The organism is Citrobacter gillenii (assembly GCF_013337685.1).
GTDB classification, from domain to species: Bacteria; Pseudomonadota; Gammaproteobacteria; order Enterobacterales; family Enterobacteriaceae; genus Citrobacter; species Citrobacter gillenii.
In genome coordinates this window covers 318,383-345,376 of the sequence record NZ_SUQN01000007.1, presented here as the reverse complement: position 1 = coordinate 345,376, position 26,994 = coordinate 318,383, and the positions used below count along the sequence as shown (strand labels likewise).

Here is a 26,994-nt window from a genome sequence, read left to right as displayed (position 1 = left end):
CAATAATCCTACGCAGGTTACAAAATTGAGTGACGTTATTGAACAAAAATCCCGCGCAGAGGTGAATGCCCGACCTAACTGGTCGGCGGTATTTGCCGTCGCGTTCTGTGTTGCCTGCCTGATAACCGTTGAGTTCTTGCCGGTCAGTTTGCTGACGCCGATGGCGCAGGATCTGGGCATTTCAGAAGGTGTTGCCGGGCAGTCGGTCACCGTGACGGCCTTTGTCGCCATGTTTGCCAGCTTGTTTGTCACGCAAATCATTCAGGCGACAGATCGTCGCTATGTGGTGATCCTGTTCTCAGTGCTGCTGACGCTCTCCTGCCTGCTGGTCTCGTTCGCCAACTCTTTTGCGCTGCTACTGGTGGGCCGTGCCTGTTTGGGGCTGGCGCTGGGCGGATTCTGGGCGATGTCGGCGTCGCTGACTATGCGTCTGGTTCCCGCGCGTACGGTGCCGAAGGCGCTGTCGGTTATCTTCGGCGCGGTCTCTATTGCTCTGGTGATTGCTGCACCGTTGGGGAGTTTTTTAGGCGGTATTATCGGCTGGCGTAACGTGTTTAATGCTGCGGCGGTAATGGGAGTGCTGTGCACCATTTGGGTGGTGAGATCGCTGCCTTCGCTGCCCGGTGAGCCGTCGCACCAGAAACAAAATATGTTCAGCCTGCTCCAGCGTCCGGGCGTGATGGCCGGCATGATCGCCATCTTTATGTCCTTTGCCGGACAGTTTGCCTTCTTTACCTATATTCGCCCGGTGTATATGAATCTGGCGGGATTTGATGTGGATGGCCTGACGCTGGTGCTGCTGAGCTTTGGTATTGCCAGTTTTGTGGGTACGTCGCTCTCGTCGATGATTTTGAAGCGCTCGGTGAAACTGGCATTAGCCGGTGCACCGCTGGTGCTGGCGATCAGCGCGCTGATCCTGATTTTTTGGGGCAGTGACAAAGTGGTCGCCGCGGGTATTGCGATTGTTTGGGGGCTGGCGTTTGCGCTGGTGCCGGTGGGATGGTCGACGTGGATCACCCGCTCGCTGGCCGATCAGGCAGAAAAAGCCGGATCCGTCCAGGTCGCCGTGATCCAGCTTGCCAATACCTGTGGGGCTGCGGTGGGAGGCTATGCGCTTGATAACCTCGGACTGCTGTCGCCCCTGATGCTCTCCGGCAGCCTGATGCTGCTGACGGCGCTAGTGGTGGCAGCGAAAGTGCGCATAAAGGGTATGCAATGATCCCAATATTCATTGCGGGACCGTCTACGTAGGCCGGATAAGGCGTTAACGCCGCCCTCCGGCATCGTGCCCGGTGGCGCGGTGCTTACCGGGCCTACGTAACGACGATAATGCATGATTCCTTATCAGAACCACGCTTCCCACATCGCGCCGAGGTTGAAGTCGTCCAGGGTTTCGTCTTTCGTGCCGTTGACGCGCGCGGTGCGGTCGTTGTCCACTTTGCCGCCTGTCACGTAGAAGCGCAGCATGGGGCGGAATTCGGGTCCCATGGCGATCGACATGTTCTGCGACAGCGTCAGCTTCCAGCCGCTGTTATCCCCGCCGTTGTCGTAATCTACGCGCTGATAGCCCGCTTCCAGCCAGGTGGAGTGAACGTCGTTCCAGAAGTACATCGGGCGTACAATTGCGCCGTAGTTCTTACGGTTATCACTTTTATCTGCGCTGTTGTCGTAGTCATGGAACGCCAGCAGGTATTCCACCTGCGCCTGGCGGGTAAACTTATGGCTCCCCTCGAAGCTGGCGTAAACCGTGGTCAGGTCGTCGGTTTTGTTGTAGACGCTGTTGTCTGAGTTATCCGAATAACGGGCGATCACCTTGTTCACGCCGCTGTCGTTGGTGTGGCTCAGCACAAAAGCGCCCTGCCAGGCTTTCAGACGGTCATCGCTCTCGACGGCCTTGGAGTCAAAGCCATAGTTGGCGTAGATCTCCAGGTCCAGCGGGCCGAGCTTCATATTGTGGATTTTTGACGTCACCGCGTAATTACCCTTATCGCCGGTGCCGGAGCCGCCGGTACAGGTAATGCGTGAAGGGTTAGCTTCGTCTTCCATGACTTCCGGGCTACACGATTCGACGGCGGCGACGGTGGCAACATCAAACTGTACGCCGCCAATGTCGAAGTTCTTCACCCCGGCGCCCTGGCCGTCGTGGTTCATCCAGAAGTAGTCGTTGATACCCTGTTGTGGACGCTGATGGAAGTCACGACCGGCCCAGATGTAGGCGTTCGGATTGGACTCCAGCACGTTGGTCACGCCCGCGTAGGCTTTTTTGAGGTTAACTTCGTCGCCCCAGTGGTCAATCATCACGTTGATATCCCAGATTGCGCCGTTGTCGCTTTTGAACGCTTTGGAGAGCTGGAATTCGCCACCGTTGCCTTCGTTACCCAGACGACCAATCGCGGATGCACCGTTATAGGACCCGTCAACGCCAACGTATTTCTGATCGCCACTCTGGAAGTGCGCGCCGTAACGGGCGTAGCCGCTGAACTTCACGCCGAACGGTATCGCCATATCCGGCGACTGCGCCGCGCTTTGCGGTTCGTTAATCACATCGGTTTTCTTCGCCACGGCAGCGTCCATTTTCGCCTGGCGTTCCGCCAGCGCTTTATCGACGGCTTTGGCGACGATGGCGTCGATTTGTTCCTGCGTAAATTCCTGTGCGAGCACAGAAATTGGGCACAGCGCGGCCACGACCGCCATGGCTAATGGAAGTTTTTTTATGTTCATGGTTATCTCATTTGACACTTAACCCTTCAGGTTGCCATTGGCATTCTGAATAAGCGTGTGTATTCATTTATTTTAAGATAATAACCATCCCGTCTCGGTTGAATTTGCTATCACCAAAACAAGTTGATTTGTTTGTTTTTTAATAGGTACAGAAATAATTTATTTAGTCGTAATAAATACTCCGTTCAGAAAGTGTTATTTAGAAACTAACGTTGATACAGATGAATGATTTCTTCTGACAGTTCGCGGGCTAATAGCGACGTCATTAAGTGGTCCTGCGCATGCACCATAATTAATGTCATTGGTTGCCGGGCTTCCCCGGCGTCCTGTTCGATCAATTTGGTTTGCATGTGGTGAGCCTGACGGGCATAGCCGTCAGCCTCACGAAGCAGGCTTTTCGCTTCGTCAATGTTCCCGGCGCGCGCGGCGTGCAGCGCTTCGAAGCACAGGCTGCGTGACTGCCCGGCATTGACGATGATTTCCATTACTGCTTCTTCTAATGCAATCATGATGCTCTCTTTTTAATCGAATCCATTATTGGCGGCAGTTTTCGCAAACCACTCGCCGCTCTTTTTCACTGTACGTTTTTGCGTGGCTAAATCTAACTGGACAAAACCGTAGCGGTTTTTATATCCGTTAAGCCATGACCAATTATCAATAAAGGTCCACATATGGTAACCAAGGCAATGACAACCCTCGTTAATGCCTTTATGCAGCCATTTAAGATGTTCCGAGACAAACTCAATACGGTAATTGTCGTTAATCTGATCGTCCTGAATAAAACGCTGCTCGTTTTCTACACCCATGCCGTTTTCAGAAATAAAACAGCGCGGGTTGCCATAATTATCACGCAGATTCGTAATAATATCGTAAATGCCCGGCTCATAGATTTCCCAGCCACGGTACGGATTCATTTTACGTCCCGGCATTTCGTAATAATCAAACAGCGACTCTGGCATAAACGGCGCGTCAGGATTGACGGCGTTATCGCGGCATTTCACCCGGCGCGGTTGGTAGTAGTTAATGCCCAACAGGTCGATTTTACCCTCGGCGATGAGCTGGCTGTCGCCGGGCTGGCAGGCCGGTAGTTGATCGTACTGTTTTAACAGTTCCACCAGGTCCGCCGGATATTCGCCTTTTAATACCGGATCGAGGAAGCTGCGGTTAAACAGTAGATCCGCATGGTGCGCGGCTTTCACATCCGCCGGATTTTGCGAGCGCGGATAAGACGGCGTTAAATTCAGCACCACGCCGATTTCACCGTCATAGTTGCCAGCGCGATACGCACGGACCGCCGTCGAATGCGCCAGTACGGTGTGGTAAGCTACGGTTGCCGCACGTTTGAAATCCACCACGTTCGGGTAGTGGAAGTCATACAGATAGCCGCCTTCTACCGGGACAATCGGTTCGTTGAAGGTGAACCAGTGCTTCACCCGATTGCCGAACAAGGTAAAACACGTCTGGGCGTAGCGGCCAAAGGCTTCCACAACTTCACGATTTTCCCAGCCGCCTTTCTCCTGCATGACCATTGGCATATCGAAGTGAAACAGGGTGATAAAGGGCGTGATACCCTGCGCCAGCAGCTCGTCGATGACGTTGTTATAGAAATCGACCGCTTCGGGATTGACCTCGCCGGTGCCGTCCGGGATCAGGCGCGACCAGCTCAAGGATGTACGAAAGCTGTTGTGCTGTAGCTGTTTCAGCAGTGCGATGTCCTGTTTCCAGTGTTGATAAAAACCGGAGGTGTCTGCCGGGCCAACCCCCTGATGGAAACGACCTGGCTGACGGTCGAACCACACGTCCCATGTGGTCTGGCTTTTACCGCCGTTCAGGCTATCCCCTTCGGTTTGCAGCGCTGAGCAGGCACTGCCCCACCAGAAGTTTTCAGGAAAACGGTATCTCATTGTTCTGACTCCTTGATTCATTATGAGTTGCTACGGGCAGCGTTCGCCACGGAGACGGCATCCTGGGCTTTTTGCTCTTCGGATTTCATCAAAGAACGTTCGTACGCACGCAGGAAAGGCAGGTACATCAGCGCCGACATTGCCATGCAGATAAAGCACATCACCACCGGACTTAATGCCCAGTTCGCAGCCCAGGATGCCCCAATTGGCGCTGGCGTGGTCCACGGGGTTAACGACACGACCTGGGCTATCCAGCCGAGCTTGGTAGCGCTATAGGCCAGTACGGCGTTGATCATTGGAACGCAGACGAACGGGATGAACAGCATCGGGTTCATGATGATCGGCGCACCAAACAGAATAGGCTCATTAATATTAAAGAAACTAGGCACAATTCCCATTTTGCCGATGGTGCGCAGGTGGGCGACGCGGCTGCGCAGTAGCAGGAACGCCAGCGGTAAGGTTGAGCCCACGCCGCCAATCAACAGGTAGTGATCCCAGAAGCCTTGCAGATAAACGTGCGGCAGCGCCGCACCTGCCGCCAGTGCCGCCTGGTTAGCGGACAGGTTTGCCATCCAGAATGGGTTCATGATGCCGGTGACAATCAGTGCGCCGTGGATTCCCGCAAACCAGAAAATCTGGCACAGCAGGACGGAAAGCAGAATCGCCGGCAGCGAATCAGAGGCGGAAACCAGCGGTTCCAACAGGTGCATAATCGCCTGCGGAATGATCATCCCGGTTTGTGCTTCGATAAACAGGTTCAGCGGATGCAGGGTGGCAATTACCACCAGCACCGGAATCAGGATCTCAAATGAACGCGCGACGCCGGTCGGCACTTCTTTCGGCAGGCGGATTGTCACGTTATTCTGCTTCAGCCAGGCATACACGCGAGTGGAATAAATGGCGGTAATCAGGGCGGTAAAAATTCCCTGACCGGAAAGATACTGGGTCGAGATTTTTCCGTCGGCATAAGGCGCTGCTACCAGCAGAAACGCCATAAAAGCCAGCAGCCCGGACATAATTGGGTCGAGATTAAACTGACGGCCAAGGCTGGCGCCAATGCCAACGGAGATGAAGAACGTCATAACACCCATGCTGAGGTTGAACGGCAGCATTAACTGTTCACGGTAGGTGGCAGAAAAGTCGAGCCAGCCACGGGCAAAGCTGTTGGTGGTTTCGGCAGAGAACGGAGGGAAAATAAACACCAGCATGAACGAGCCGATGATCATAAACGGCAGCGCCGCCGTAAAACCGTCACGAATCGCAATCACATACTTTTGCTGCCCCAGTTTTCCGGCGAGCGGGGTGATGGATTGTTCAATGACGGCAACCATTGACTGATATAACGAACTCATATTGATACCTTTCTAGTGTGCCGCTTCAATCAGCGACAGGGCATAATCCAGCACTTTGTCACCGCGTTGCATACCGTAATCCATCATATCTATGGCTTTTACGGGTACACCCTGGGTGGCAGCCTTTTCTGAGAGCGTAGTAAGCATGTACTTTACCTGGGGGCCGAGCAGCACCACCTGATAATTTGGAAACTGTGTGTCAAATTCGGCAACACCGTATGCATCAATCTTCACGGGCAACCCGCGCGTTTCCGCTTCTTCAACCATTTTGCGAACCAGCATGCTGGTGGACATCCCTGCAGAGCAACACAACATAATCCTGAACATGGTGAACCATCCTTTAAATGTAAAAACATATTGCGAGTCTGATTTGATATCATACGGAAACCGGTTTCCATTCATCGCAAACAGAACTGTGACGGCCATCAAGATCTTATTGTTATAAGGCTAATTATTTGAATCTGGCTCACGAAATTCGGCGATTTGATCTCTTTTTGAGTCCAAATGGAAAATCGGTTTCCATGAAAAACGGAAACAGATATACTGCGAGTGGCGATTATTTAAGCCAGTGTTAAATACAGGAAGGAAAGGGCCAGGCGGGTCCTGTCAGGGGAGAATGATGTCTACTATCAACGATGTATCGCGTCTGGCCGGGGTGTCAAAGGCCACGGTGTCACGCGTGTTGAGCGGTTCACGTGGTGTCAAAGAGGCCAGCCGTCTTGCCGTGCTGAAAGCGGTGGATGAACTGAACTATCGCCCGAACGTGATTGCACAGTCGCTGCTGAGTCAGTCTACCGGCTGTATTGGGGTGATTTGCGCGCAGGATAACATTAACCAGACTACCGGCTATCTCTACGCGCTGGAAAAACACCTTAGCCAGCATCAAAAGCATCTGCTGCTGCGTTTTGCCAATAGCAAAGCGGAAGTGATGAACGCCCTGGATGAATTAAGCTGTGGGTTGTGCGATGACGTATTGATTATTGGCGCGCGGTTCCCGCTGAGCATTAGCCAGGAGAATGTCATTCTGGTGGATTGCCTGGACTCTGGCGATGACGTCAACAGCATTCAGTTTGATCACGCGTTTGCTACCGAAACAGCCTGTAACTACCTGATAAGCCAGAACCGACGCCAGATTGCACTGATCCACCCGGACGGTATGGGGTTCTCGGATCAGGTGCTGCTGGGCTACAAGCATGCGCTGGAAAAAAACTTCCTGCCGTTTAACCGCAATCTGGTGTTTATGGAAGCCACGTCGTCCTCCGTGGCATTGCAGGAGCTGCTCAATAACGCGTCAACGCTCAATTTTAACGCGCTGCTGGTGGCGGACGAACAGCAGGCCCAGCGGGTTATCCCGCAGCTGCAGGCGTTTAATAAATCGGTGCCGGGAGACATTATGGTCTTTAGCCTGGCCGGGTCGCTGCATCTGCCGGGCATTCCAACTATCCCGGCCATTGAGTATTCAATGGATGCGATGGCGGCACGCATTGTCAGTTGGCTGAACGAGAAAACCCAGAACGTGCTGGGTTCATACGTGCTGCGTGGCGACCTCATTATTCCTCAGCGTTAACCGTCTTAATCAGGCGTGAAGCCATGCGCTTCACGCCTAGATATCCGGGCATTCCACTTTGCCCAGCGCATCCCAGTAGTTATTCTGATTACTCCTTTGTATTGCCAAAATGGCCTCGCGAATATGCTGCTGATTACGCGTATCAGACATAATGGTTTTTTCCCATACTTCATCCGACGGCGACCCTTGTGGGGTACAAATTTTGCGTAAGTCCTTTAATACGGTGTTTTTTTCGTGAACTGCCTGTAGAGAACCGTAAGCCGAGTCGGCCTGCGCCAGACCCGGCAGCGTGAAAAGGACGGCAAAGAGCAGCAACGCTGTTCGTTTCATTTATCATTCTCCAGAGTGAATTGTTGCCCGATCCGGCTTATATCCTCTTCCATACCTGATAAGCATAGCGCCATCAGGCATGCCAGATTTAAAGATAAGTATAGACAGCATATGGCTCTCTAAGCGTTCTGCATGAGTCGGAAAACCGGTTTCAGTTGTAAGTTGTAGACCGATTCTTCCCATCCCTCACTTTCTTGCGCAGCAGAATAGTGTATGTTCTGAACAATCATTAATTTCTTAAGCGGTAAAGAGATGAGGCGGATTGAGGTAATACTGGGGGAGCTGGAACGGCTGACGCGTGGGCTTAATCTTGCCAATTTGGCGCAGGAAACGGCATTCACCGCGGAGGCTATAGGCTTTAACCTTGGACTGGCGCGTAATTCTGTCAGTAAAGACCTCAATCAGCTATGGAACGATGGCCTGGCGATTAAAAGTCGGGGCCGTCCGGTGTTCTTCCTGCATCGTCAGGCAATTGAAATGTTGCTGGATCGCACGCTGGATGAGTCCGAACGCGAAGTGCGTTCGGTCGCCGATCTCATCGCCCATCAGGAGAGTCTGGTCTCTGACGATCCCTTTATCGGGCTTATCGGCTACGATCGCAGCCTGCGTGATGCGGTGGAAAAAGGTCGAGCGGCGGTACTCTATCCTCATGGTCTGCATGTCATGCTGACCGGTCCCTCTGGCGTCGGCAAAACCTTTTTTGCTGAGCTGATGCATCGCTTTGCCTGCGAACGTGCGACGGGAATGCCGCCACCGCTGGTTTATTTTAACTGTGCAGAATACGCGCATAACCCGGAACTGCTTTCCTCACATCTGTTTGGTCATCGCCAGGGGGCATTTACCGGAGCAAACGAGAATAAACCCGGTCTGGTTGAACAGGCTGACGGTGGTTATCTGTTACTCGATGAGGTCCATCGACTGCCGTATGAAGGGCAGGAAAAGCTGTTCTCCATTCTCGATAAGGGTGAATACCGGCCTCTGGGTTCGAGCGCTGCGGCGCGCTCAATTTCGGTTCGCCTGATCTGTGCGACGACTGAACCCGTCAGTTCGGCGCTGCTACGCACCTTTCAGCGGCGTATTCAGGTCTGTATCGATTTGCCCGGTATTCGCCAGCGTTCAATCGAAGAGCAGGTTGAATTAATTGTTGGTTTCTTACAGCGTGAGAGCCGTAAAATTGAACGCACGGTAAGCATCGACAAAACGCTGCTGCTCTGGCTGCTGAACAAACCGCTGGAAGGCAATATTGGCCAGCTCAAGAGCGATATTCAGTTTCTGTGCGCCCAGGCGTGGGCATCAGGGATGACGGAGCGCAGCGACACGCTACAGCTGGACAAACGGCTCGCAGAGATGCCGTTTAACGCCACGCCGGAACAACGTCAGTTGGTTGATGTGCTGTTTGGCGGTACAGAGCGTCTGAGCGTGGATGCGCGCACGCTCCCGGCACTAAAAAACTCGCTGGCAACCGGGGCGGAAATTGAAGACAGCGATCTCTTTTACAGCTTCCTGACTCGTGAATACGTCAATCTGCGTAACAGCAACGTGCCGCCCGCCGAAACGCTGGCGATACTCAAAAATAAGCTCAGCTCGATATTTGATTACGGTCTCTACAGTCGCGATAACGTGGCGCATCCGCCGCGCTATGGTGACCAGATTGAAGAGCGGGTGACGTTACTCATAGGCTGTGTTGAACAGGTGCTGGATTTTGCGCTGCCGGAAAACCTGGTGAACCCGCTGCGCAAGCACCTTCTGGCGCTGATTGGCTATGTGCAGCGCGGACTGATCCCGCAGCTTTACTCCTCCAGCCTGATCCTCGATCGCTGCAAAGATGAATACGACAACGCCACGCTGTTGTGTCGAAAAATCAATGAACTGCTGCATATTCAGTGCCCGGCGACGGAAGTTGTCTGGCTGTGTCTGTTCCTGAAAGAGTGTCGTCATTACCGACAGCGCATTGACGCTAGCCCGGACTGCGGCGTGGTTTTAATTGCCCACGGTGCCACCACCGCCACGAGTCAGGCGCAGTACGTGAACCGTGTGCTGGAGCGTGAATTGTTCAGCGCTATCGATATGCCGTTTGAGCAATCAGTGCATGACACGCTGGAAGCGCTGACCCGGATGATTCGGACCCGGCAATATCGGCGATTAATCCTGATGGTGGATATCGGCTCACTGATTCATTTTGGTAGCACCATCAGCAAGTTATTTCAGATAGATGTTCTACTGATGCCGAATATCACCCTGACCAGTCTGCTGGAATTGGGTCTGGACTTAAGCTATGAAACCAGTGACTTAACGCAGCTGGCGGCGTTAATGCAGAGTAAAGATATCCCCTGTCAGCTCTGCACGCCGCAGCAGGAGAACGGTGGCAAAGTGCTGGTCATCTCCTGTATTACCGGCATGGGCACGGCGGAAAAAATCAAAAAGGTGCTGGAGGAGAGCTTTGGCGAACTGATGTCGCAGGATACGCGGATGGTGATCCTCGATTACAACGAAGTGCGCAGTCTGGAGCGCGTCCAGCAGGCGATAAACGCCAGCGAGCGACTGGCGGGGATAGTCGGCACTTTTCAGCCGGGGCTACCGGATATTCCGTTTATTTCGCTGGAAGAGCTGTTCTCCGAGCAGGGACCGGAACTGGTGCTGAGCCTGCTGACGCCCGATCTCTCCAGCAGCGAACGTCGTCTGGAGATGGAACGCAGCGCCATGCGCTTTATCAGCGCGCTGACCATGGAGAGCATTATCAACCATATTTCGGTGCTCAATCCTCAGCGCATTCTCAAAGAGATGGAAGGCGTGCTAAACCATCTGACGACCTCGCTTTTGCTGAAACCGAGTCGTCAGGTGACACTGCGCTTCCTGATCCACTGCTGTTGTATGGTTGAGCGTATCGTGATTAACCGTAAACCGTTACAGATGGCGCTGGAAAACAAGCCGGACCTGGACGCCCACGCGTTTAGTGTCATTAAATCCGCTTTCCAGCCGATCGAAGAGGCCTACGCCATTCGTTTATCAGACGCGGAATATTTTTATATCTACGAACTGTTATATAGCTGATCCCTTACCTGGCGGGGCTTTACGTCCCGTCAGCCCTTTCTTCCCCTCCGCGTGACACAAATTCTGGCACATCCCTTGCTCTGGTTAACTATATCTATGTAATCGAGCCAGGAGGCTATTTTGACTACCACTGAATCCTTGCCCCAGATCCTGCTGCTGACCCATGGCGGCTGGGGGCAACAGCTTTGCAACAGCCTGCGCATGGTGACGGGTGAAATTAAAGGCGTGACCGAAATCGCGCTGATGCCCGTCGATACGCTCGGTGAGTTTTATCAACGTGTCGAAGTCGTGGTGAAAGCCATGCCGGAAGGCTCACTTATCCTGACGGATTTTATTGGCGGCACAACCTCTAACGTGGCGGCACGACTGAGTGCGGATTACCCGGTAGCGGTAATTTGCGGGCTGAACGCGTCTCTGCTGCTGGAGGCGCTGGACAGACGTGATCACGGTCTGCTGACCACTTGCGTCGCCGATCTGGTCGATGCCGGGCGCAGCAGCTGTCTGGACGTTGTTGCCCACGTTCGCCAATTACAACAATCAAAATAGGAAGAAAACATCATGGCAAACATCGTGTTATGTCGTATCGATAGCCGCCTGATCCATGGGCAGGTCGTCACCAAGTGGGTTGGACAATCGCAGGCAAACCGAATTGCGGTAGTCAGTGATGAACTGGATGCCGATCCGTTTATGAAAAATATCTACCTGATGGCCGCACCGCCGAACATCAAAGTGGATTGCTACGGTAACCAGAGTTTTGCTGCCGCATGGAAAGAAAACCAGCTTGGTGACGGCAAGGTATTGGTGCTGTTTCCTTCTCTGACGGCGATTCAGGAAGCAGTTCAGTTGGGCTTTGACGTGACCACCATTCAGGTGGGCGGACTGGGCGGCGGGCCAAACCGCAAAGCGGTATTCCAGAACATTACGCTGGACGAAAAAGACGTTGGCATTCTGGGTGACCTGAAAAATCGCGGGATTCAGGTGTTCTTCCAGACTATCCCGGAAGATAAGCCACAGTCGCTGGACGATATCCTGAAAAAATTCTAACTCTTTGATAATGGGATAACACTATGGACACTTTAGTCTTTGCAAGCCTGATGGGGTTGTATTACTGGTTTGCCCGTTTACGTTTAGGCTACACCTTCTCCGCCATGCTGCTTCAGCCCGTTGTCATTGCTGTTTTCGTGGGCTTGCTTTTAGGCAATATGGAAACCGCGATGATCATTGGCGCCGGCATGCAGTTGGTTTATCTCGGTGTCACCTCCACGCCGGGCGGTAACGTACCGTCAGACCCCGCGCTGGCCGCCTGTATCTCGATTCCTATCGCCGTGAAGGCGGGAATGGACCCAAATCTGGCTATCGCGCTGGCGATTCCGTTTGGCGTGATCGGCGTGTTCCTCGACCAGTTGCGCCGTACGCTGAACGCGGCGTGGGTGCATATGGCGGATAAGCATGCGGAAACGGCGAATATGGCAGGCATTATGCGCTGCGCGTTTCTTTATCCGGCGTTACTCGGCCTGGTACTGCGCTTCCCGGTGGTCTTTGCCGCCAACTATTTTGGTCAGGACGTGGTGGAAAGCTTCCTCAAGCTGATGCCGCACTGGCTGACCCACTCCTTTGAGATTATGGGCGGGATCCTGCCTGCGCTGGGCTTCGCCATCACCATTATGGTGATCGGTAAAAAGAGCCTGCTGCCGTGGTTCATTGGTGGATTCTTTGCGGTGCTGTACCTGAAGGTGGACATCATGGCGATGGCAATCTTTGGTACCTGCGTGGCCTTCCTGATTAAAGGTCTGGCGAAAAATGAAGGAGCAGCATAATGAGCAGCGACGTAATGCAGCATGAACTGGTTGAACGTGCGCGTGAAAGCGGCACGCTGACCAAAGCCGACATCACTAAAGCCTGGTTTATTTACTGGCTGGGTGCGGAAGTATCCAGCTCCTATGAACGTTTGCAAAGTCTGATTTACTGCGCCTCGATGACGCCGATCATCAAAAAGCTCTACCCGCAAAAAGAGGAGCAGGTTGAAGCGCTAAAACGCCATCTGAACTTTTTCAACTCGGAACAGACGTTTGGTGCGGTGATTCAGGGGATCTCCATTGCGATGGAGGAGCAAAAAACGCGCGGTGAACCGATCAGCGACGCCTCTATTACCGGGATTAAAACGGGTTTGATGGGGCCGCTGGCCGGGATGGGGGACTCCATCATTTGGGCCGCCGTAATGCCGCTGTTAATCGCTATTTTTATTCCATTCGCCGCCAATGGCAGCGCGATGGGCGGTATTATCCCCTTAATTCTCTATCCAGCCATTACGCTGGCGGTAAGTTACGGCATGATTCACAAAGGCTACACGCTGGGACGCGACTCGATAATCGGCCTGCTGCAAGGGGGGCGAATTAAAGAGCTCATCTACGGCGCGAACGTGCTGGGCCTGATCATGATGGGTGCGCTGTCTGCAAGCTACGTCAAAATCACCACGCCGTTAAAAATCAGCGCCCTGAAAGGCTCTGAGGTCGTGGTGCAGCAGATCTTCGACTCCATCGCTCCGGGCCTGTTGCCGCTGGCGGCGGTATTCGCAGTCTACTTCTACCTGGTGAAGAAAGGGCCGCGTTACACCACCATTCTGCTGTCGATTGTGGCGCTCAGCGTGGTCTGTTCGCTGCTGGGAGTACTGTAAGCAATGACGCAAAATATCTATCAACAACTGGGGCTAAAACAGGTGATTAACGCCTGCGGAAAAATGACGATCCTGGGTGTCTCCAGCGTTGCGCCCCAGGTTATGCAGGCAACGGCGCAAGCGGCTTCAGCCTTTGTTGAAATTGACCGACTGGTGGATCGTACCGGCGAGCTGGTCTCCCGCTTTACCGGCGCTGAGGACAGCTATGTCACTTCCTGCGCCTCGGCGGGCATCGCCATTGCCGTGGCCGCCGCCATTACCCGCGGTGACCAGGCGCGGGTCACGCTGATGCCGGACAGCACCGATATGGCCAACGAAGTGGTCATGCTGCGTGGACATAATGTGGATTACGGTGCGCCAATCACCAGCGCCATTCGTTTAGGCGGCGGGCGCGTGGTGGAAGTCGGCTCAAGTAATCTGTCGGCCCGCTGGCAACTGGAAAGCGCGATTAGCGACAATACCGCTGCGCTGCTGTATGTGAAATCGCACCACTGTGTACAGAAAGGCATGCTGAGCATTGCGGATTTTGTGCAGGTTGCGCAGGTTCACAACCTGCCGCTGATTGTTGATGCCGCCGCCGAGGAGGATTTGCACGCCTGGGTGGCGAGCGGCGCCGACATGGTGATTTACAGCGGGGCAAAAGCGTTCAACGCGCCAACCTCCGGGTTTATCACCGGCAAGAAATCGTGGATTGCCGCCTGTAAAGCGCAGCACCACGGTATTGCCCGAGCGATGAAGATCGGCAAGGAGAACATGGTCGGGCTGGTGTACGCGCTGGAAAATTATCATCAGGAGCAGGCGGTGGTGACTGCCGAACAACTGCAGCCAGTAGCGAATGCGATTTCAGCGATTCGTGGATTGAGCGCGGATATTGAGCAGGATGAAGCCGGACGCGCCATCTGGCGTATTCGCGTGCGGGTGAACGCGCAGGCGTTAGGCATTGACGCCCGTGAAGTCGAATCCCAACTACGTGGTGGTGATATCGCCATTTACGCTCGCCGTTATAACCTCCACCAGGGCGTCTTTAGCCTTGACCCGCGTACGGTCGCGGAAGGGGAAATGGCGATTATCGTGGCACGACTGAAGGAGATTGCAGACCATGCAGCAGATTAATTTTTATCGTCATCGGGTCGCCATTAACGTGCTGGCGAAGGATATCGCCAATGCCCGGGAAATCTATGACGCCGCCGAAGGCCATGCGGCGATCGGCGTGCTTTCTGCACAGTTTGCCTCAGTGGAAGAGGGCGTTCTGGAGGTAAAACGCTGGATGGCGGAGGTGCCATCTATCTCCGTAGGACTGGGGGCGGGTGACCCGGCGCAGTATTACAAAGCGGCGATGATCGCATCCGCGGTTCATCCGGCACACGTCAATCAGACCTTTACCGGCTGTGGTTTTGCGGCGGGCGCCCTGGCGGCTACGGGGGGAGAGCAGACCCACATTAACGCGTTGGTTAGCCCAACGGGTACGCCGGGCGAGGTGCTGATCTCGACTGGGGTCAGCAGCAGCAAAGGGACCCCTGCCCGAGTGTCCTGCGATGCGGCAGTGCGCATGATGCAGGATTCAGGGGCGCATGCGGCGAAGTTTTTCCCGATGGGCGGCGAGACGTCGTTACCGGAGCTGTACGTGCTGGCGACCGCCGCCGCGCGCAATGGGATGACGCTGATTGAACCGACCGGCGGAATCGATCTTGATAATTTCGGCATCATATTGCAAACCTGCCTGGAAGCCGGCGTATCGCGTGTGATGCCTCATGTTTACAGCTCAATAATCGACCCGCAAACCGGCAATACCCGGCCCGAAGATGTCCGCAGACTAATGGAGATCGTAAAAGGCCTGGTGTGATAGTGCCTCCTGCATATAACCCCCGACATACAGGCCCGGTAAGCGTTAGCGCCTCCGGGCATTTTTGCGAACATCATTCCCTGAAAATGAATACATTACAGTAGTGTGTATTTATCCCCCAAAGCACCTCGCAGGCTTAAACGTTGCCTGATGTGGATTATGCGATAGGCGAGTAAGGTCCCGTCATCTTGTAATGCAGGTGATGGATCGCCATGAAAAAAAGTACGACATCCACGCCGCATGATGCGGTGTTTAAAAGGTTTTTAGCCCACCCGGAAACGGCGAGGGATTTCCTGGATATTTGGCTTCCTGAATCGCTACGCGACCTTTGCAAGCTGGACACGCTGAAGCTTGAATCCGGCAGTTTTGTAGAGGAAGACCTGCGGGCCAGCTATTCCGATGTACTGTGGTCTCTGCAAACAACGAAGGGTAATGGCTACATCTATGCGCTGATTGAACATCAAAGTTCGCCGGATGCCCACATGGCATTTCGACTGATGCGCTATGCCATTGCCGCGATGCAGCGTCATCTCGACGCCGGGTATAAAACGTTGCCCCTGGTGGTGCCGATACTTTTTTACCATGGTGTGGAAAGCCCATATCCCTTTTCGCTAAGTTGGCTGGATGAATTTGCCGAGCCAGAGATAGCGCGGCAACTTTATGATGCGCCTTTTCCGTTGGTGGACATCACCGTGGTGTCTGATGATGAGATTATGCAGCATCGGCGGATGGCTCTGCTGGAGCTTGTTCAAAAGCATATCCGTGAGCGCGACCTGACGCTTCTGGTGGATAAACTGACGGTCCTGCTTGTTAAGGAACACGCTAATGACAGCCAGATAGAAACGCTGTTTAATTACTTGCTACAGTCTGGTAGTGCGACCCGTTTTGAGGTGTTTATCCGCAGGCTTGCCGGGCGCGTTCCCCAACACAAGGAGAGATTAATGACTATTGCAGAATGCTTACGTGAGTCGGGGAGAAAAGAAGGAAAGCTGGATGAAGCGTTGCGGATTGCACATTCCATGCTTGAAAAGGGTATCGATCGCGACCTGGTGCTACTGATTACCGGGCTATCCATTGATGAGCTTATGGAACACTCCGACTAATCTCTCTTATTTCCGTTATGCCTTTTTCTTCTTGCTGATGCTTTTTCGTTTTATAAACCGCAGCGGCCTTCCCGCTATAGTCATTTCATTACTCAATGGGCGGTTAATTCAAAAGGATAAAAACGTGAAGCTGAAGAAACCCTATTTCGGGGTCGGGACCGCGGTATTGCTGGCGGGATTATTGCTGGCAGGTTGCGACCAGCAAAGCAGTGATACAAAACACATTAAAGTCGGCGTGATTAACGGCGCAGAGCAGGATGTGGCGGAAGTCGCGAAGAAGGTGGCCAAAGAGAAGTACGGACTCGATGTTGAGCTGGTGGGATTTAGTGGTTCGTTATTGCCTAATGATGCAACTAATCAGGGTGAGTTGGATGCCAATGTCTTCCAGCATCGTCCGTTCCTGGATCAGGATAATAAAGCGCATAACTATACGCTGGTGGCGGTGGGCAATACCTTTGTCTTCCCGATGGCCGGTTATTCGAAAAAAATCAAAACGGTCGATCAACTGCAAGACGGTGCGACGATTGCGATACCTAACGATCCCACTAACCTCGGGCGTGCGCTGTTGCTGCTGCAAAAAGAAAAATTAATCACGCTGAAAGAGGGAACCGGTCTGCTGCCGACGGCGCTGGATATCACCGATAATCCGCGTCATCTGACTATTATGGAGCTGGAAGGCGCGCAGTTGCCGCGCGTGCTGGACGATCAGAAAGTAGACGTGGCGATCATCAGTACCACCTACATTCAGCAAACCGGACTTTCGCCAGTACATGACAGCGTGTTTATCGAAGATAAAAACTCGCCGTACGTGAATATCCTGGTGGCGAGAGAAGACAATAAAAATGCCGAGAACGTAAAAGAGTTCCTGCAATCTTATCAGTCTCCGGAAGTCGCAAAAGCGGCGGAAAAAATCTTTAACGGCGGCGCGGTACCTGGCTGGTAATACCCCTCTGTAGCCGCGCCGCTCGGTGTTATACCGTTCGGACGCGGCGACGGGAATCCATTGAAATCAGCACTACAGAAGAGAGGATCAGCAGCGTGCCCAGCCAGTCAGGTAGGGTAAACGTAATCCCTAACAATAACAGCGACAACAGGGCGCTGCTCAACGGTTCCGCACAGCTCAAAATACTCGCTTTCGGTCCGCCAATCATCTGCGCGCCTTTCAGATACAGGCTAAACGTTAGCGATGTGCCGATCACCACCAGATAGAAAAACGCCAGAATCAAACTGCCATTGACCACGAAGTCCGTTCCCTCTCCGGCATAGAACGGGAGCAGGATCAGGCCACCTATCAACATACTCCAGCCAACGATCGGCAGCGTACCGTAACGGGCGATAAGCGTAGAGGGATAGGTGGTATAGAACGCGGCGGCAAAGGCGGAGGCGATCCCCCAGAACAGCGCGGCAGGTGAAATAGACAGCGAGGTTGGGTTGCCGTGAGTCACCAGCAGGAATGTGCCGATAAGTGAAGTCAGAATGGCGGTGAGCACTAAAATGCCGGGTCGCGCTTTACGCGCTACGGAGAACCACGCCACGATAATAGTTGGTGACAAAAATTGCAGTACCGTTGCGGTGGCGGCGTTGGATTTTTCAATGGTCAGTAGAAAAGTCAGCTGTACGGTGAGCGCGCCGACCACAGAAAAGATCAGCAGACTGATGGCATCTTTGCGGTTTTTGATGATCGAAAAGACTTTGTCGCCGTGCACAAACGAGAGCATCAGCAGAATGAGTCCGGCGAAAATCAGGCGCGTCATGGTTAAAAACGGCGACGACATCTGGCTTTGCTCCATGATGTACTGCGCGCAAACGCCCGAACTTCCCCATAATACGGCGGCAATCAGGACGTTCATCATCCCTCTTCTGGTGGAACTCATTATTCCCTCGGCATGGTTGTATTGTCTTATTTGTGTGCAGGTATCATATCAGAGATGGTATGGATCTCTGCCTGCACATCCGCCTTCAGCCAGTCATTAAAGATTTTCACCTCAGGGCGCATAGCCGCGTGCTGTGGCGTGACGATGTAGTATGACCATGCCAGAGGCCAGCGGACGTTGGGATGAAGCTGGACCAGTTGTCCGTCAGTAAGAAGTTGTTGCACCAGCGCGAGGCGCACAATGGCCACACCCTGACCACTGAGTGCTGCCAGAATCACGGTGGCGGTGGAGTTGATGTGCAGCCCGCTTTCGCGTGCGGCGGGAGCATGGGTAGCATTCAGAACATCATCCCAGGACGGAAAATTGGCACCGTGGTGGGGGGTATCATCATGGATCAGCTTCTGTGTGGCCAACCATTCACCACAGGATATTTTTTCTGTTGGCACGAGGAGCGGGCTGCAGACCAGAACGGCCTCTTCATCCATCAACCTGGTTTTGTTGACTCCTGGCCAGTCACCTTTTCCGCAGCGCACACCCAAATCCGCTTCGCCGTGGGCGACATCCATTAATTTTTCCGTCACGTTCAGGCGTAGTTCGATGTTTTCATGCGCCTGCGAGAAACGGTTGAGACGACTCATCAGCCAGTTCATTACCAGTACCTGAGAGGCGGTGATGATTACCACCGAGCGTGCCCGACGACCGCGCAGTTTATTCAGCCCGGATTCGAGGTTATCCAGTCCTTGGGTAATGTCGCGTAATGCGTCCTGCGCTTCACTAACCAGCGTGAGGCGCTCTTTACCTGAACGGGATCGGTGTAACAGCGGATGGCCCACCCAATCTTCCAGTGCGCGTACCAACTGTCCGACTGCGGCGGGCGTTACGCCCAACTCCTGCGCAGCGCCGGTAAAGCTGCCATGGCGGGCGGTGGCCTCAAAGGCGTGCAGCCATTTTAGTCGATTAAGTAAACGCATCTGGTTCTGTTCCTTCTGATTGGCAGTTCTCAGTATACGCCTGCGAGATAGATTTTCTTTCTGGTGTCGCTATTTCTTCTCATTCGTCATCACCTCTGCCGGGTGGCATCTTTAGCGCATCAAGGAATTTTTGAAACGAGGTTAACGATGAAAGCATTATTTGCCGGACAAAAACTGTTAGTGGTGGGCGGGACCAGTGGGATGGGACTTGAAACTGCGAAACTGATCCTGAAAGAGGGTGGACGTGTGGTGCTGGTCGGTAATCGTGCCGATAAAGCTGAGCAGGCGCGTCAGGCGCTGGCGGCAATGGGTGATGTCGCGGTCATTGCCGCGGATCTGATGTCAGAAGCCGGAATGCACCAGGTGATGGATACGGTGAATACCGAACACCGCGACATCAGCCTGCTGGTCAATGCGGCCGGGGTTTTCTTGCCGAAACCATTTATTGAACATGAGGTTGCGGATTATGATCTGTACATGAGCCTCAACCGCGCAATGTTCTTCATTACCCGGGATGTGGTGCGCAATATGGTGGCGGCAAAGATAAATGGTGCCATTGTGAATATTGGTTCGATGTGGGCAAAACAAGCGATAGCGGCGACGCCCTCTTCGGCCTACTCGATGGCAAAAGCGGGCCTGCATGCCTTAACGAAAAATCTGGCCATTGAACTGGGGGGCTGCGGTATTCGCGTTAATGCCGTTTCTCCAGCGGTGGTACACACGCCTATCTATGAAGGGTTTATTCCGAAAGAGGATGTGCAGGGGGTGATGAGCAGCTTTGATAGCTTCCATCCGACAGGCCGGGTTGGGACGCCAGTTGACGTTGCAGAAACCGTCGCATTCCTGCTTTCTGATAGAGCGGGTTGGGTGACCGGGGCTGTCTGGGATGTGGATGGCGGTGTGATGGCGGGGCGTAATGCCTGACTGAATATCCCCCGTGTGGCGGGGGATTTCATCAAGAGATTAAGGCGCAATCGGCGTCAGATAATCCAGACGTAGCGGCTCGGCCAGCAGATCGTTCATTTGCAGGATAAACGTCTGGAAATGCGGCAGGGCAATATGGTCGTCCAGACCGGCCTGACCCCGCCAGGATTCGCGCACGTAAAACACATCCGGCGTATCGCGCAGTTGAAACAGCGCATACTCTATATTGCCCGGTTCCCGACGCGTGGGCATCAGTAAGGCCTGCAGTGCCTGTTTCAGGGCGTCGGTTTTCCCATGTTTGGCTTTCAGTACCGCAATAATAGAAATCACTTCAGTGTCAGACATATTAAAACCCCTCCAGAACAATTTTGCCTACCGCACGACCGGTTTCAATTTGCGCATGGGCTTTTTGTAAGTTCGCCGCAGAAATAGTGCCCAAATGCTCTCCCAGAGTAGTACGGATCGTCTGACTGTCGATCAGTTGCGCCACGCGGGTCAGTAGCTGGTGCTGGGCAATGATGTCATGGGTTTCGAACATTGAACGGGTAAACATAAATTCCCAATGCAGTGAAATGCTTTTTGCTTTTAGCGGACGAGCATCAAGGAACTCTGGGTCGTCAATCAGTGCCAGTTTGCCCTGTGGGGCCAGGGCGCTAATAATCTGCTGATAGTGCTGTTCGGTATTATTCAGGCTGGCAACGTGCGTGACCTCTTTAACTCCAATTCGTGCCAGCTCTTCGGTCAGTGGTTTGCTGTGATCGATCACATGATGCGCACCTGCTTCATGCACCCATTTCTGGCTTTCCGGGCGCGATGCTGTGCCGATAACGGTCATTTTGGTCAGTTTACTCGCCAGTTGAGTCAGGATAGAACCGACGCCCCCCGCTGCACCGACGATCAACAATACGTCGCCTTCGTTGCCATTTTCCGCAACACCCAGGCGGTCGAACAGCATTTCCCATGCGGTGATGGCAGTCAACGGCAGGGCGGCGGCAGAGGCGTTATCCAGCGATTGCGGCTTCAGCGCGACAATGCGTTCATCAACCAGCTGAAATTCGCTGTTACTGCCCGCCCGACCCAGAGCGCCGGCATACCAGACTTCGTCGCCCGGTGTGAATAACGTCACGGACTCGCCGACGGATTTCACCACGCCCACCGCATCCCAGCCCAGTACACGCGGAGTATCAGCGTTGAAACCCTCGCGAACTTTGGTATCAACAGGGTTAACGGAAATCGCTTTCACCTCAACCAGCAGGTCATGCCCTTTGGCAATGGGCGTTGGCAGGTCAATCTCTTGTAAATATGCGATGTTACTGCCGTCGGTTGCGGCGTGGGTAATGGCGATGGCTTTCATAATCTCTCCGGTTACAGGATTCTGTTTATCTGTTGAATAATTCGATGGTAAACCGGCATCAGAACGGGAAAAATAGCCTCACGGCGACAGGACTTATACTCGGGGAGTGAAAATGTTCCGGCTTGAAGATCTCACGTTGTTTGTCCGCGCCGCGGCGCTGAACAGTTTTAGTGATGCGGCGCGCGAAGTCGGCGTCCAGCCGGCCCAGGTCAGTTCCGCCATCAAGCGCCTGGAGTCCACGCTGACCATACGCTTGTTTGCGCGCTCCACGCGTAGTCTGCGGTTGACACCGGAAGGCGAGGTCTGGTTGCCCTATGCCCGCCAGATGCTGGACGTGATGCATGCCGGTCTGCAGAAAATTCAGACACCCGAGGATGAGATTTCCGGCACGCTGCAAATTGCGGTGCCGTCCGATCTCGGGCGTAACCTGCTGCTGCCTGTTTTTCAGTCATTTCGTCGTTGCCACCCCGCCCTGCGCCTGCGGGTCTTTTTCTCCGATCAGGTGACTGATGTGTTTAAAGATCCCGTCGATGTCGCGTTTCGTTATGGTAATACCGAGGATGCGTCTTACATCGCACTGCCCGTGGCTCCTGGTAATCGACGCGTGCTGGTGGCTTCTCCGGGGTGGGTTACGCAGCACGGTGAGCCGCAAAAACCAGATGATTTAGCGCCGTTAAATGCCATGACCTTCGTCTTACGCGGGCGACTCCATGACCGCTGGACGTTTACGCGCAACGGTGAGGTCAGCAGTGTGCAGGTCAACAGCACGTTTATGAGCGATGACGCCGAAGTGATCCGTCGTCTGGCGATTGCCGGTGAGGGGATTGCGTATAAGTCGTGGCTGGACGTGAGTGAAGATGTACGTGACGGTCGTTTGCAGTTGCTGATGCCTGATTATCAGGGGGAAAAAGTCCCGCTAAATATGATTTGCCCGCACCGAAAACAGCTTTCAACGGCGGTGCGCCTGCTGCACGACGCCGTGAAGGCGCGGTGTGAAACGCTGGCGCAGAGCTGAAAACGTCTCCGCACCAGCAAACCAGGCCATTTACCTGGCGGTGACTCAGTCTTTTTTGGCTGCGTTAGCAAAGAAAATATCAGACTGAATATCTTTAGTGCGGATAGTGAACAGCTGATTCGTCAGGTCTTCCGTCAGCTTCTCGGCGTCGGCCATGATGCGCAGGTTGAAGTCATTCAGCATTTTATCTGCGGCAGGCTTATCGGTTTTCGCCATCTTCAGATATTCGGCCTCAACCTCTTTTTGCTCCTGTGCAACCTTGTCTTCCCACGCTTTGTAGGCTTTTTTGACGATGGGCGCGAGCTTAGGATAATCGGTCATAGTCAGCGTCTGTAATTTACGATACTTCCAGTAGATGGATTGATCGTCAGCTTTATCCGTCCCCATCGTATAGTTGGCCGGATACGCCTTCAGTCCACTGTAGTAAGGAACAAAGGCGGTAAGATCGGCCATACCGAGGCCAATGTAAGTTGTTTCACCAATTTCTTTTGGCAGCCACGGGCGGACCTGCATCACGTGCGCCTCGTAGGTGCGGAACACACTGACGGGGCGCCACGGCTCTTTGCCGTTCAGACCGTTGGTGTACGGATCATGGCTGGTGCCTTCATAGTGGCTACGCAGCACTGACTTCACGTCGTCCAGTGTCATCTTCTTCTCCGGCTTCAGGAATACCGGGAACTCGCGGCCTGCGGCCATATCCTGATTGACGGAAGGATTAAACGTTTTCTGGATGGTCCACACGCGGGGGTCGTTATAGGTACGGTCACGCACATCATCGCGGGTATAGACTGTGGAGAAGTTAAATTTGCCGTCTTTGGCCTTATCGTACAGGCCTTTTTCGCTGGCGAACTCAACCAGGTTTTTCGACGCCATCATGTTCGGGTCTTGTGGATCGTAATCCTGTAAACGTCCCTGGTTACCGGTGGCAAAATATTGATTATTTGGCAGCCGCTGTGCCATCCACTGGTGACCGCTACCGGTTTCCAGATACCAGATTTCTTTATCATCCACGACGGCAACGCCGAAACCTTCACCTGCGCCGACGGTTTCAACGATATGCCCCAGCAGGGCCACCGCGTCACGTGCGGTTTTGCTCTGTGACAGTAAGATGTCCGGGATATCGTCTTCGGTGATCCCTTTATCCTCAACGTACGGGTCAACGGCCAGCGCCTTCGATGAAGCAAAAATAGATTCTGTCCCGCTGACGCCAACGCCCAGTTCGTTAAAACCGGTGGCTCCGTGCAGCTGGGTTTTCCAGTTAGGCACTGTAGTGTAACGCAGAGAGTTTTTCGGCAGCGGCCAGGTAAAATCATTCGCACCATTATGTGCTTTGGTGCTGTATACCCCGGTCTGGTTCTGTTTCGCCGGATGAATCAAAAAATGCTGTGCTTTCAGCGCGTCGCTGTCTGCGCTACGGGCCACCAACATTGAGCCGTCCGCCGAGGCTTCATTGCCGACCAGCAGGGTCGTACACGCAAAACCGGATGAAACAACCGCCAGGTTTACTGAAAGTGCAATCAGGCACTTTTTAAAACTAAACATTATGTATCCCTCATAAGTACGCCATAAGTACATCGGAAACACACCGTTTCCTTAATGCGATCACGCCTGTACTGTCAGGCATGGCTCGCCAGAGAGATAAACGCCCCTGCCCACGTTATCTCCGCATATCCATCCGTCGGTTAAAGTCTTCTGGACGCTCTAACACGTCCATTTCGCTTGATTTTTACGCAGTGGATATCGAGGTATTCAGGATGCTTCCTGATTCGGGGAGAAGAATAGCAATGGCTTATTACTGGATTCAGTGACCCATGTCGCGTAAGTCAATGATGATAAATGTGAATGCTGGATTTAAGTGAAATTACGATATTATCTTTTGCGACAATACAGTGAGGGAACATTCGACGTCGCAAAAATCCACGCGCCTTTATACTCCTCCATAACCAGGCTCAGGCCTCGCCCGCTCTGGCGATAAAACCCTGGCAATGTGCTGTTAATATCATCTTCATCCGCTGTATCGGCGAAAGTTTTGACCACCTGCATCGTCTGCAGCACGCGGGCATCGCGCTGTTGGGTGTAGCTAAAATAAATGTTCCTGCTGACGTCCGTGGTGTGATGTCCATACAGCCTGCCGTTAATGGTCGCCAGCCCTTCATGCTGGTACATCCGGTACGACACCGTGCCGGTAAAGCGTTTGTCACCAATATTCCACTCTACGTTGCCGATGCAATTCAGTGGTTGTTCGGCATATCGCGAATGCCATAGCCAGGCACCTGAACCGAGAACCGTCGCCAGCCCAATACTGACCAGAATAATCGTGCAGGTTTTTTTCATTGCGCACGCATCCAGTAATAATGGCTGGTACAAAACGCAGAAGCATCCGTTCGTGCGTCTTTATCACAGACAAAGGCGACCACTCTCTCGGCTTTGCGGTAACCGGCAAGGAACACATAATGGTTTTTTTCACAGAGAGAGGGATGCGATTGCATCAAATTGAAATAACCGTCCAGATTGTGTTCATTCGGTGAATAATAAATTTTGCAGTTTTGATTTGAGGGAATTCGCATGGAAATAGAGACGAAGGCGTTAAATGGCATCGCCGGGCGTTTCTGATACCACACCAGCCAGATAACCAGGGTAGCAATAAGCACGCTGAGGGTAAAAATAATCCCCCATCGTGGGATCGGCGTTGTTTGTTTCGGTGAGGGCACTATTGTTACGGGTGTTGTGTTTTCTTCAATCACTGGCGGTAAGGAAACATCACTTTGTGTGTGCGTTATGACTTCTACCTGCGTATTTTCCGTTAATCTTAGCCCTCGGCGAGAAATAGTTTTTACCGTGTCACGAGGCAGCCCTACTTCCTCCAGCGCTTTACGCAGCGTCAGGATTGCCTGATAAAAGGTATTGGTTGTGGTGACATTATTGCGCTCCCCCCAACCCACTTTTAGCAGCGTGTTCTGAGAAACAATTTCATTTGGGTGCGTAATTAAATACAAAAAGCAGAGTGAGGCTGGCAGTTGCAGTTGAATCGACCGCCCGGTCTGCTGGTTAACCAGACTTCTGTTATCAGGATTAAATTCGACCAACTGATTGATAAGGTACAATGCCCGGCCCTCAGTAACAAAGACGTATCACGGAGTGCCGTTGACACCCCCTTTAATTCTACATACAAATCGCAAAAACGCCTCGGTCTTTGCACATCATCAGTGATAAAGTTCTTAGGTGACGAAATAAAATCATTAAAATACAAACGGATAGCATAGATAAATCTTAGGTGAGAATGAACTAAGGTTAAGTAATGAGAATTCATTACAGATTTATCAGAATTACCCTTATATTTATTCACCACGCCGCCAGAGTGATTAAATTATCGGATTAATGTTACTGATAATTATCTCCTGTGTCGGTTTTTTAGCAAATAGTGCTATGTGATTATTTATCCTGGTGCCGTGATTTATGTGCAAAATTCCTAATGTTATGGTTATTTGTCTGAGAAAAGATACGCATATACTGATTGGTATCAGGTTATTTACCATCCGTATTAATTTGCTGATAAGACTTTATAACATTTTTAATGACTGAATTTAATTGACTAACGGGGCGCGCGTAGCGTGTCGATTGACACATTTATTTACCAGTGAAATATTGAAGGAAAAAATTACAGGAGTTGTTTTTGATGAAGAGAAAACCGCCACCAAATGTTCGTTGCATAAGTTGTGAATTATCCTGCTCTTTATTTCCGCAGCCTGCGGTACGCGCACAGTATTGTCACCGTGCTACTTTTGCTATCTGGCCTGAGGGGAATCGTTTTTTGAAAGCAGGGATCGTTGAAAAACTTCTGCTTAATAATCAAAATCATTTGTCCCAGGGCTTTATTTTTGTCGACTTTTCGTTCCCGAATCTGCGCTTGTTCGCCGATCCGCAGTGGGTTGACCGTTTAGCCCGTAGCGGGATGCGTATTGTCCTGCTCTCTGACCGGAATCTGACACCGTTAGCCAATTACTGGTTGTCGAAAAGCAGTTACATACAAGGCATTATTTATTCTGACGATGATGATATTGTTCAGCATCAGAAGATTCACCGACTGTTCACAGGTCACCAGGCTAACAGCAAGCGTGGACGATCATTAAACTACACGGAAATGATATTGCTGAAGCGTTTTATGTCGGGGAAAAGTATTCAGCAAATCACCGTCACAGATAATATCGATATTAAGAAAATTTACGTCTATAAACTTCGTCTTGAAGAAAAACTGGGACATAGTATTCATAAAATAATCTCGAATATTTTATAACTTTTTTTCATTTTTAT

27 protein-coding genes are annotated in these 26,994 nt (G+C 52.6%); 14 read left to right on the top strand and 13 right to left on the bottom strand.

From position 1 onward, the window contains the following. Positions 1–25 precede the first annotated feature (25 nt). On the top strand, positions 26–1,219 hold the full coding sequence (nepI, locus tag FCH32_RS18390; protein ID WP_115257129.1) for a purine ribonucleoside efflux pump NepI: 1,194 nt from the start codon (positions 26–28) through the stop codon (positions 1,217–1,219). Between the two features lie 125 nt (positions 1,220–1,344). On the opposite strand, the gene FCH32_RS18385 is transcribed toward nepI, so the two are convergent. The 5 genes from FCH32_RS18385 to FCH32_RS18365 form a co-directional block, all read right to left on the bottom strand. Beyond that, positions 1,345–2,721 carry a carbohydrate porin gene (locus FCH32_RS18385; RefSeq protein ID WP_137362528.1) on the bottom strand — a complete coding sequence of 459 codons (1,377 nt, stop codon included), beginning with the start codon at positions 2,719–2,721 and terminating at the stop codon, positions 1,345–1,347. Positions 2,722–2,927: 206 nt separating this feature from the next. Beyond that, positions 2,928–3,230: a PTS lactose/cellobiose transporter subunit IIA gene (locus FCH32_RS18380; protein WP_008786514.1), complete on the bottom strand. Its 303-nt coding sequence runs from the start codon at positions 3,228–3,230 to the stop codon at positions 2,928–2,930. A 12-nt stretch (positions 3,231–3,242) separates the two neighbouring features. Continuing rightward, entirely contained in the window at positions 3,243–4,625 is a 1,383-nt protein-coding gene (locus tag FCH32_RS18375; RefSeq protein ID WP_174361316.1) for a glycoside hydrolase family 1 protein, read from the bottom strand. 20 nt (positions 4,626–4,645) lie between these two features. Next, a complete protein-coding gene (locus FCH32_RS18370; protein ID WP_096759028.1) occupies positions 4,646–5,977 on the bottom strand; it encodes a PTS sugar transporter subunit IIC in 1,332 nt (443 codons plus the stop codon). A 12-nt stretch (positions 5,978–5,989) separates the two neighbouring features. Further along, on the bottom strand, positions 5,990–6,304 hold the full coding sequence (locus FCH32_RS18365) for a PTS sugar transporter subunit IIB (protein ID WP_096759495.1): 315 nt from the start codon (positions 6,302–6,304) through the stop codon (positions 5,990–5,992). A gap of 292 nt (positions 6,305–6,596) precedes the next feature. On the opposite strand from FCH32_RS18365, the gene FCH32_RS18360 reads away from it, so the two are divergent. Next, complete coding sequence (locus FCH32_RS18360; RefSeq protein ID WP_137362526.1) at positions 6,597–7,544, top strand: LacI family DNA-binding transcriptional regulator; 948 nt, start codon at positions 6,597–6,599, stop codon at positions 7,542–7,544. Positions 7,545–7,580: 36 nt separating this feature from the next. Here the strand turns inward: FCH32_RS18360 and FCH32_RS18355 are convergent, their stop codons facing one another. Then, positions 7,581–7,874, bottom strand: coding sequence for a YicS family protein (locus tag FCH32_RS18355; protein WP_096759030.1), 294 nt, complete (start codon positions 7,872–7,874; stop codon positions 7,581–7,583). A gap of 252 nt (positions 7,875–8,126) precedes the next feature. Here FCH32_RS18355 and dagR point away from each other — a divergent pair, with 252 nt between their 5' ends. From dagR to nlpA, 9 genes are all read left to right on the top strand, one after another. Next, positions 8,127–10,925, top strand: a complete 2,799-nt coding sequence (gene dagR, locus FCH32_RS18350) for a transcriptional regulator DagR (protein WP_174361315.1) — start codon at positions 8,127–8,129, stop codon at positions 10,923–10,925. Positions 10,926–11,045: 120 nt separating this feature from the next. Next, on the top strand, positions 11,046–11,471 hold the full coding sequence (locus FCH32_RS18345; protein ID WP_174361314.1) for a PTS sugar transporter subunit IIA: 426 nt from the start codon (positions 11,046–11,048) through the stop codon (positions 11,469–11,471). Positions 11,472–11,483: 12 nt separating this feature from the next. After that, positions 11,484–11,969: a PTS sugar transporter subunit IIB gene (locus FCH32_RS18340; protein WP_096759033.1), complete on the top strand. Its 486-nt coding sequence runs from the start codon at positions 11,484–11,486 to the stop codon at positions 11,967–11,969. 23 nt (positions 11,970–11,992) lie between these two features. After that, positions 11,993–12,742 (top strand): PTS mannose/fructose/sorbose/N-acetylgalactosamine transporter subunit IIC, encoded by a 750-nt coding sequence (locus tag FCH32_RS18335; protein ID WP_003023960.1) that lies wholly within the window; start codon positions 11,993–11,995, stop codon positions 12,740–12,742. Next, a complete protein-coding gene (locus FCH32_RS18330) occupies positions 12,739–13,599 on the top strand; it encodes a PTS system mannose/fructose/sorbose family transporter subunit IID (protein WP_174361331.1) in 861 nt (286 codons plus the stop codon). The genes FCH32_RS18335 and FCH32_RS18330 overlap by 4 nt, the downstream gene beginning before the upstream one ends. 3 nt (positions 13,600–13,602) lie before the next feature. After that, a complete protein-coding gene (gene dgaE / locus FCH32_RS18325; protein ID WP_174361313.1) occupies positions 13,603–14,712 on the top strand; it encodes a D-glucosaminate-6-phosphate ammonia lyase in 1,110 nt (369 codons plus the stop codon). Next, positions 14,699–15,442 (top strand): 2-dehydro-3-deoxy-phosphogluconate aldolase, encoded by a 744-nt coding sequence (gene dagF / locus FCH32_RS18320; protein ID WP_174361312.1) that lies wholly within the window; start codon positions 14,699–14,701, stop codon positions 15,440–15,442. Before dgaE ends, dagF begins: the two co-directional genes overlap by 14 nt. Before the next feature lie 212 nt (positions 15,443–15,654). Next, positions 15,655–16,545, top strand: a complete 891-nt coding sequence (locus tag FCH32_RS18315; RefSeq protein WP_115257135.1) for an Rpn family recombination-promoting nuclease/putative transposase — start codon at positions 15,655–15,657, stop codon at positions 16,543–16,545. Positions 16,546–16,669: 124 nt separating this feature from the next. Then, positions 16,670–17,488, top strand: a complete 819-nt coding sequence (gene nlpA / locus FCH32_RS18310; protein ID WP_115257136.1) for a lipoprotein NlpA — start codon at positions 16,670–16,672, stop codon at positions 17,486–17,488. 28 nt (positions 17,489–17,516) lie between these two features. On the opposite strand, the gene FCH32_RS18305 is transcribed toward nlpA, so the two are convergent. Then, positions 17,517–18,419 (bottom strand): carboxylate/amino acid/amine transporter, encoded by a 903-nt coding sequence (locus tag FCH32_RS18305; protein WP_115257137.1) that lies wholly within the window; start codon positions 18,417–18,419, stop codon positions 17,517–17,519. Between the two features lie 26 nt (positions 18,420–18,445). Then, on the bottom strand, positions 18,446–19,390 hold the full coding sequence (locus tag FCH32_RS18300; RefSeq protein WP_115257138.1) for a LysR substrate-binding domain-containing protein: 945 nt from the start codon (positions 19,388–19,390) through the stop codon (positions 18,446–18,448). A gap of 147 nt (positions 19,391–19,537) precedes the next feature. Between FCH32_RS18300 and FCH32_RS18295 the strand changes: the two genes are divergently transcribed. Continuing rightward, positions 19,538–20,314, top strand: coding sequence for an SDR family NAD(P)-dependent oxidoreductase (locus FCH32_RS18295; protein ID WP_115257139.1), 777 nt, complete (start codon positions 19,538–19,540; stop codon positions 20,312–20,314). Positions 20,315–20,353: 39 nt separating this feature from the next. Here the strand turns inward: FCH32_RS18295 and FCH32_RS18290 are convergent, their stop codons facing one another. Together FCH32_RS18290 and FCH32_RS18285 are read right to left on the bottom strand one after the other, a co-directional pair. Continuing rightward, positions 20,354–20,659 carry a putative quinol monooxygenase gene (locus tag FCH32_RS18290; RefSeq protein WP_115257140.1) on the bottom strand — a complete coding sequence of 102 codons (306 nt, stop codon included), beginning with the start codon at positions 20,657–20,659 and terminating at the stop codon, positions 20,354–20,356. Between the two features lies 1 nt (position 20,660). After that, positions 20,661–21,668 (bottom strand): zinc-binding alcohol dehydrogenase family protein, encoded by a 1,008-nt coding sequence (locus FCH32_RS18285; RefSeq protein ID WP_174361311.1) that lies wholly within the window; start codon positions 21,666–21,668, stop codon positions 20,661–20,663. A 112-nt stretch (positions 21,669–21,780) separates the two neighbouring features. Between FCH32_RS18285 and FCH32_RS18280 the strand changes: the two genes are divergently transcribed. After that, the gene (locus tag FCH32_RS18280; protein WP_137362522.1) at positions 21,781–22,683 is read left to right on the top strand and encodes a LysR family transcriptional regulator; all 903 of its coding nucleotides are present in this window, start codon (positions 21,781–21,783) and stop codon (positions 22,681–22,683) included. 45 nt (positions 22,684–22,728) lie between these two features. On the opposite strand, the gene FCH32_RS18275 is transcribed toward FCH32_RS18280, so the two are convergent. The 3 genes from FCH32_RS18275 to FCH32_RS18265 form a co-directional block, all read right to left on the bottom strand. After that, complete coding sequence (locus FCH32_RS18275; RefSeq protein ID WP_174361310.1) at positions 22,729–24,225, bottom strand: C69 family dipeptidase; 1,497 nt, start codon at positions 24,223–24,225, stop codon at positions 22,729–22,731. Positions 24,226–24,552: 327 nt separating this feature from the next. After that, positions 24,553–25,017: a hypothetical protein gene (locus FCH32_RS18270; RefSeq protein ID WP_174361309.1), complete on the bottom strand. Its 465-nt coding sequence runs from the start codon at positions 25,015–25,017 to the stop codon at positions 24,553–24,555. Then, entirely contained in the window at positions 25,014–25,787 is a 774-nt protein-coding gene (locus FCH32_RS18265; RefSeq protein ID WP_117342574.1) for a winged helix-turn-helix domain-containing protein, read from the bottom strand. The genes FCH32_RS18270 and FCH32_RS18265 overlap by 4 nt, the downstream gene beginning before the upstream one ends. A 572-nt stretch (positions 25,788–26,359) precedes the next feature. Between FCH32_RS18265 and FCH32_RS18260 the strand changes: the two genes are divergently transcribed. Next, complete coding sequence (locus FCH32_RS18260) at positions 26,360–26,977, top strand: helix-turn-helix transcriptional regulator (protein WP_174361308.1); 618 nt, start codon at positions 26,360–26,362, stop codon at positions 26,975–26,977. The last annotated feature ends 17 nt before the right edge of the window (positions 26,978–26,994 follow it).

Bases quoted from the DNA above. Each gene is read 5' to 3' on its own strand.
- FCH32_RS18315 (WP_115257135.1), top strand. From the start codon at position 15,655: ATGAAAAAAAGTACGACATCCACGCCGCATGATGCGGTGTTTAAAAGG.
- FCH32_RS18355 (WP_096759030.1), bottom strand. From the start codon at position 7,874: ATGAAACGAACAGCGTTGCTGCTCTTTGCCGTCCTTTTCACGCTGCCG.
- FCH32_RS18380 (WP_008786514.1), bottom strand. From the start codon at position 3,230: ATGATTGCATTAGAAGAAGCAGTAATGGAAATCATCGTCAATGCCGGG.
- FCH32_RS18290 (WP_115257140.1), bottom strand. From the start codon at position 20,659: ATGTCTGACACTGAAGTGATTTCTATTATTGCGGTACTGAAAGCCAAA.
- FCH32_RS18385 (WP_137362528.1), bottom strand. From the start codon at position 2,721: ATGAACATAAAAAAACTTCCATTAGCCATGGCGGTCGTGGCCGCGCTG.
- FCH32_RS18370 (WP_096759028.1), bottom strand. From the start codon at position 5,977: ATGAGTTCGTTATATCAGTCAATGGTTGCCGTCATTGAACAATCCATC.
- FCH32_RS18360 (WP_137362526.1), top strand. From the start codon at position 6,597: ATGTCTACTATCAACGATGTATCGCGTCTGGCCGGGGTGTCAAAGGCC.
- dgaE (WP_174361313.1), top strand. From the start codon at position 13,603: ATGACGCAAAATATCTATCAACAACTGGGGCTAAAACAGGTGATTAAC.
- FCH32_RS18305 (WP_115257137.1), bottom strand. From the start codon at position 18,419: ATGAGTTCCACCAGAAGAGGGATGATGAACGTCCTGATTGCCGCCGTA.
- FCH32_RS18275 (WP_174361310.1), bottom strand. From the start codon at position 24,225: ATGTTTAGTTTTAAAAAGTGCCTGATTGCACTTTCAGTAAACCTGGCG.
- FCH32_RS18365 (WP_096759495.1), bottom strand. From the start codon at position 6,304: ATGTTCAGGATTATGTTGTGTTGCTCTGCAGGGATGTCCACCAGCATG.
- FCH32_RS18280 (WP_137362522.1), top strand. From the start codon at position 21,781: ATGTTCCGGCTTGAAGATCTCACGTTGTTTGTCCGCGCCGCGGCGCTG.
- FCH32_RS18375 (WP_174361316.1), bottom strand. From the start codon at position 4,625: ATGAGATACCGTTTTCCTGAAAACTTCTGGTGGGGCAGTGCCTGCTCA.
- FCH32_RS18300 (WP_115257138.1), bottom strand. From the start codon at position 19,390: ATGCGTTTACTTAATCGACTAAAATGGCTGCACGCCTTTGAGGCCACC.
- dagR (WP_174361315.1), top strand. From the start codon at position 8,127: ATGAGGCGGATTGAGGTAATACTGGGGGAGCTGGAACGGCTGACGCGT.
- FCH32_RS18295 (WP_115257139.1), top strand. From the start codon at position 19,538: ATGAAAGCATTATTTGCCGGACAAAAACTGTTAGTGGTGGGCGGGACC.
- FCH32_RS18285 (WP_174361311.1), bottom strand. From the start codon at position 21,668: ATGAAAGCCATCGCCATTACCCACGCCGCAACCGACGGCAGTAACATC.
- FCH32_RS18340 (WP_096759033.1), top strand. From the start codon at position 11,484: ATGGCAAACATCGTGTTATGTCGTATCGATAGCCGCCTGATCCATGGG.
- FCH32_RS18335 (WP_003023960.1), top strand. From the start codon at position 11,993: ATGGACACTTTAGTCTTTGCAAGCCTGATGGGGTTGTATTACTGGTTT.
- FCH32_RS18260 (WP_174361308.1), top strand. From the start codon at position 26,360: ATGAAGAGAAAACCGCCACCAAATGTTCGTTGCATAAGTTGTGAATTA.
- FCH32_RS18270 (WP_174361309.1), bottom strand. From the start codon at position 25,017: ATGAAAAAAACCTGCACGATTATTCTGGTCAGTATTGGGCTGGCGACG.
- dagF (WP_174361312.1), top strand. From the start codon at position 14,699: ATGCAGCAGATTAATTTTTATCGTCATCGGGTCGCCATTAACGTGCTG.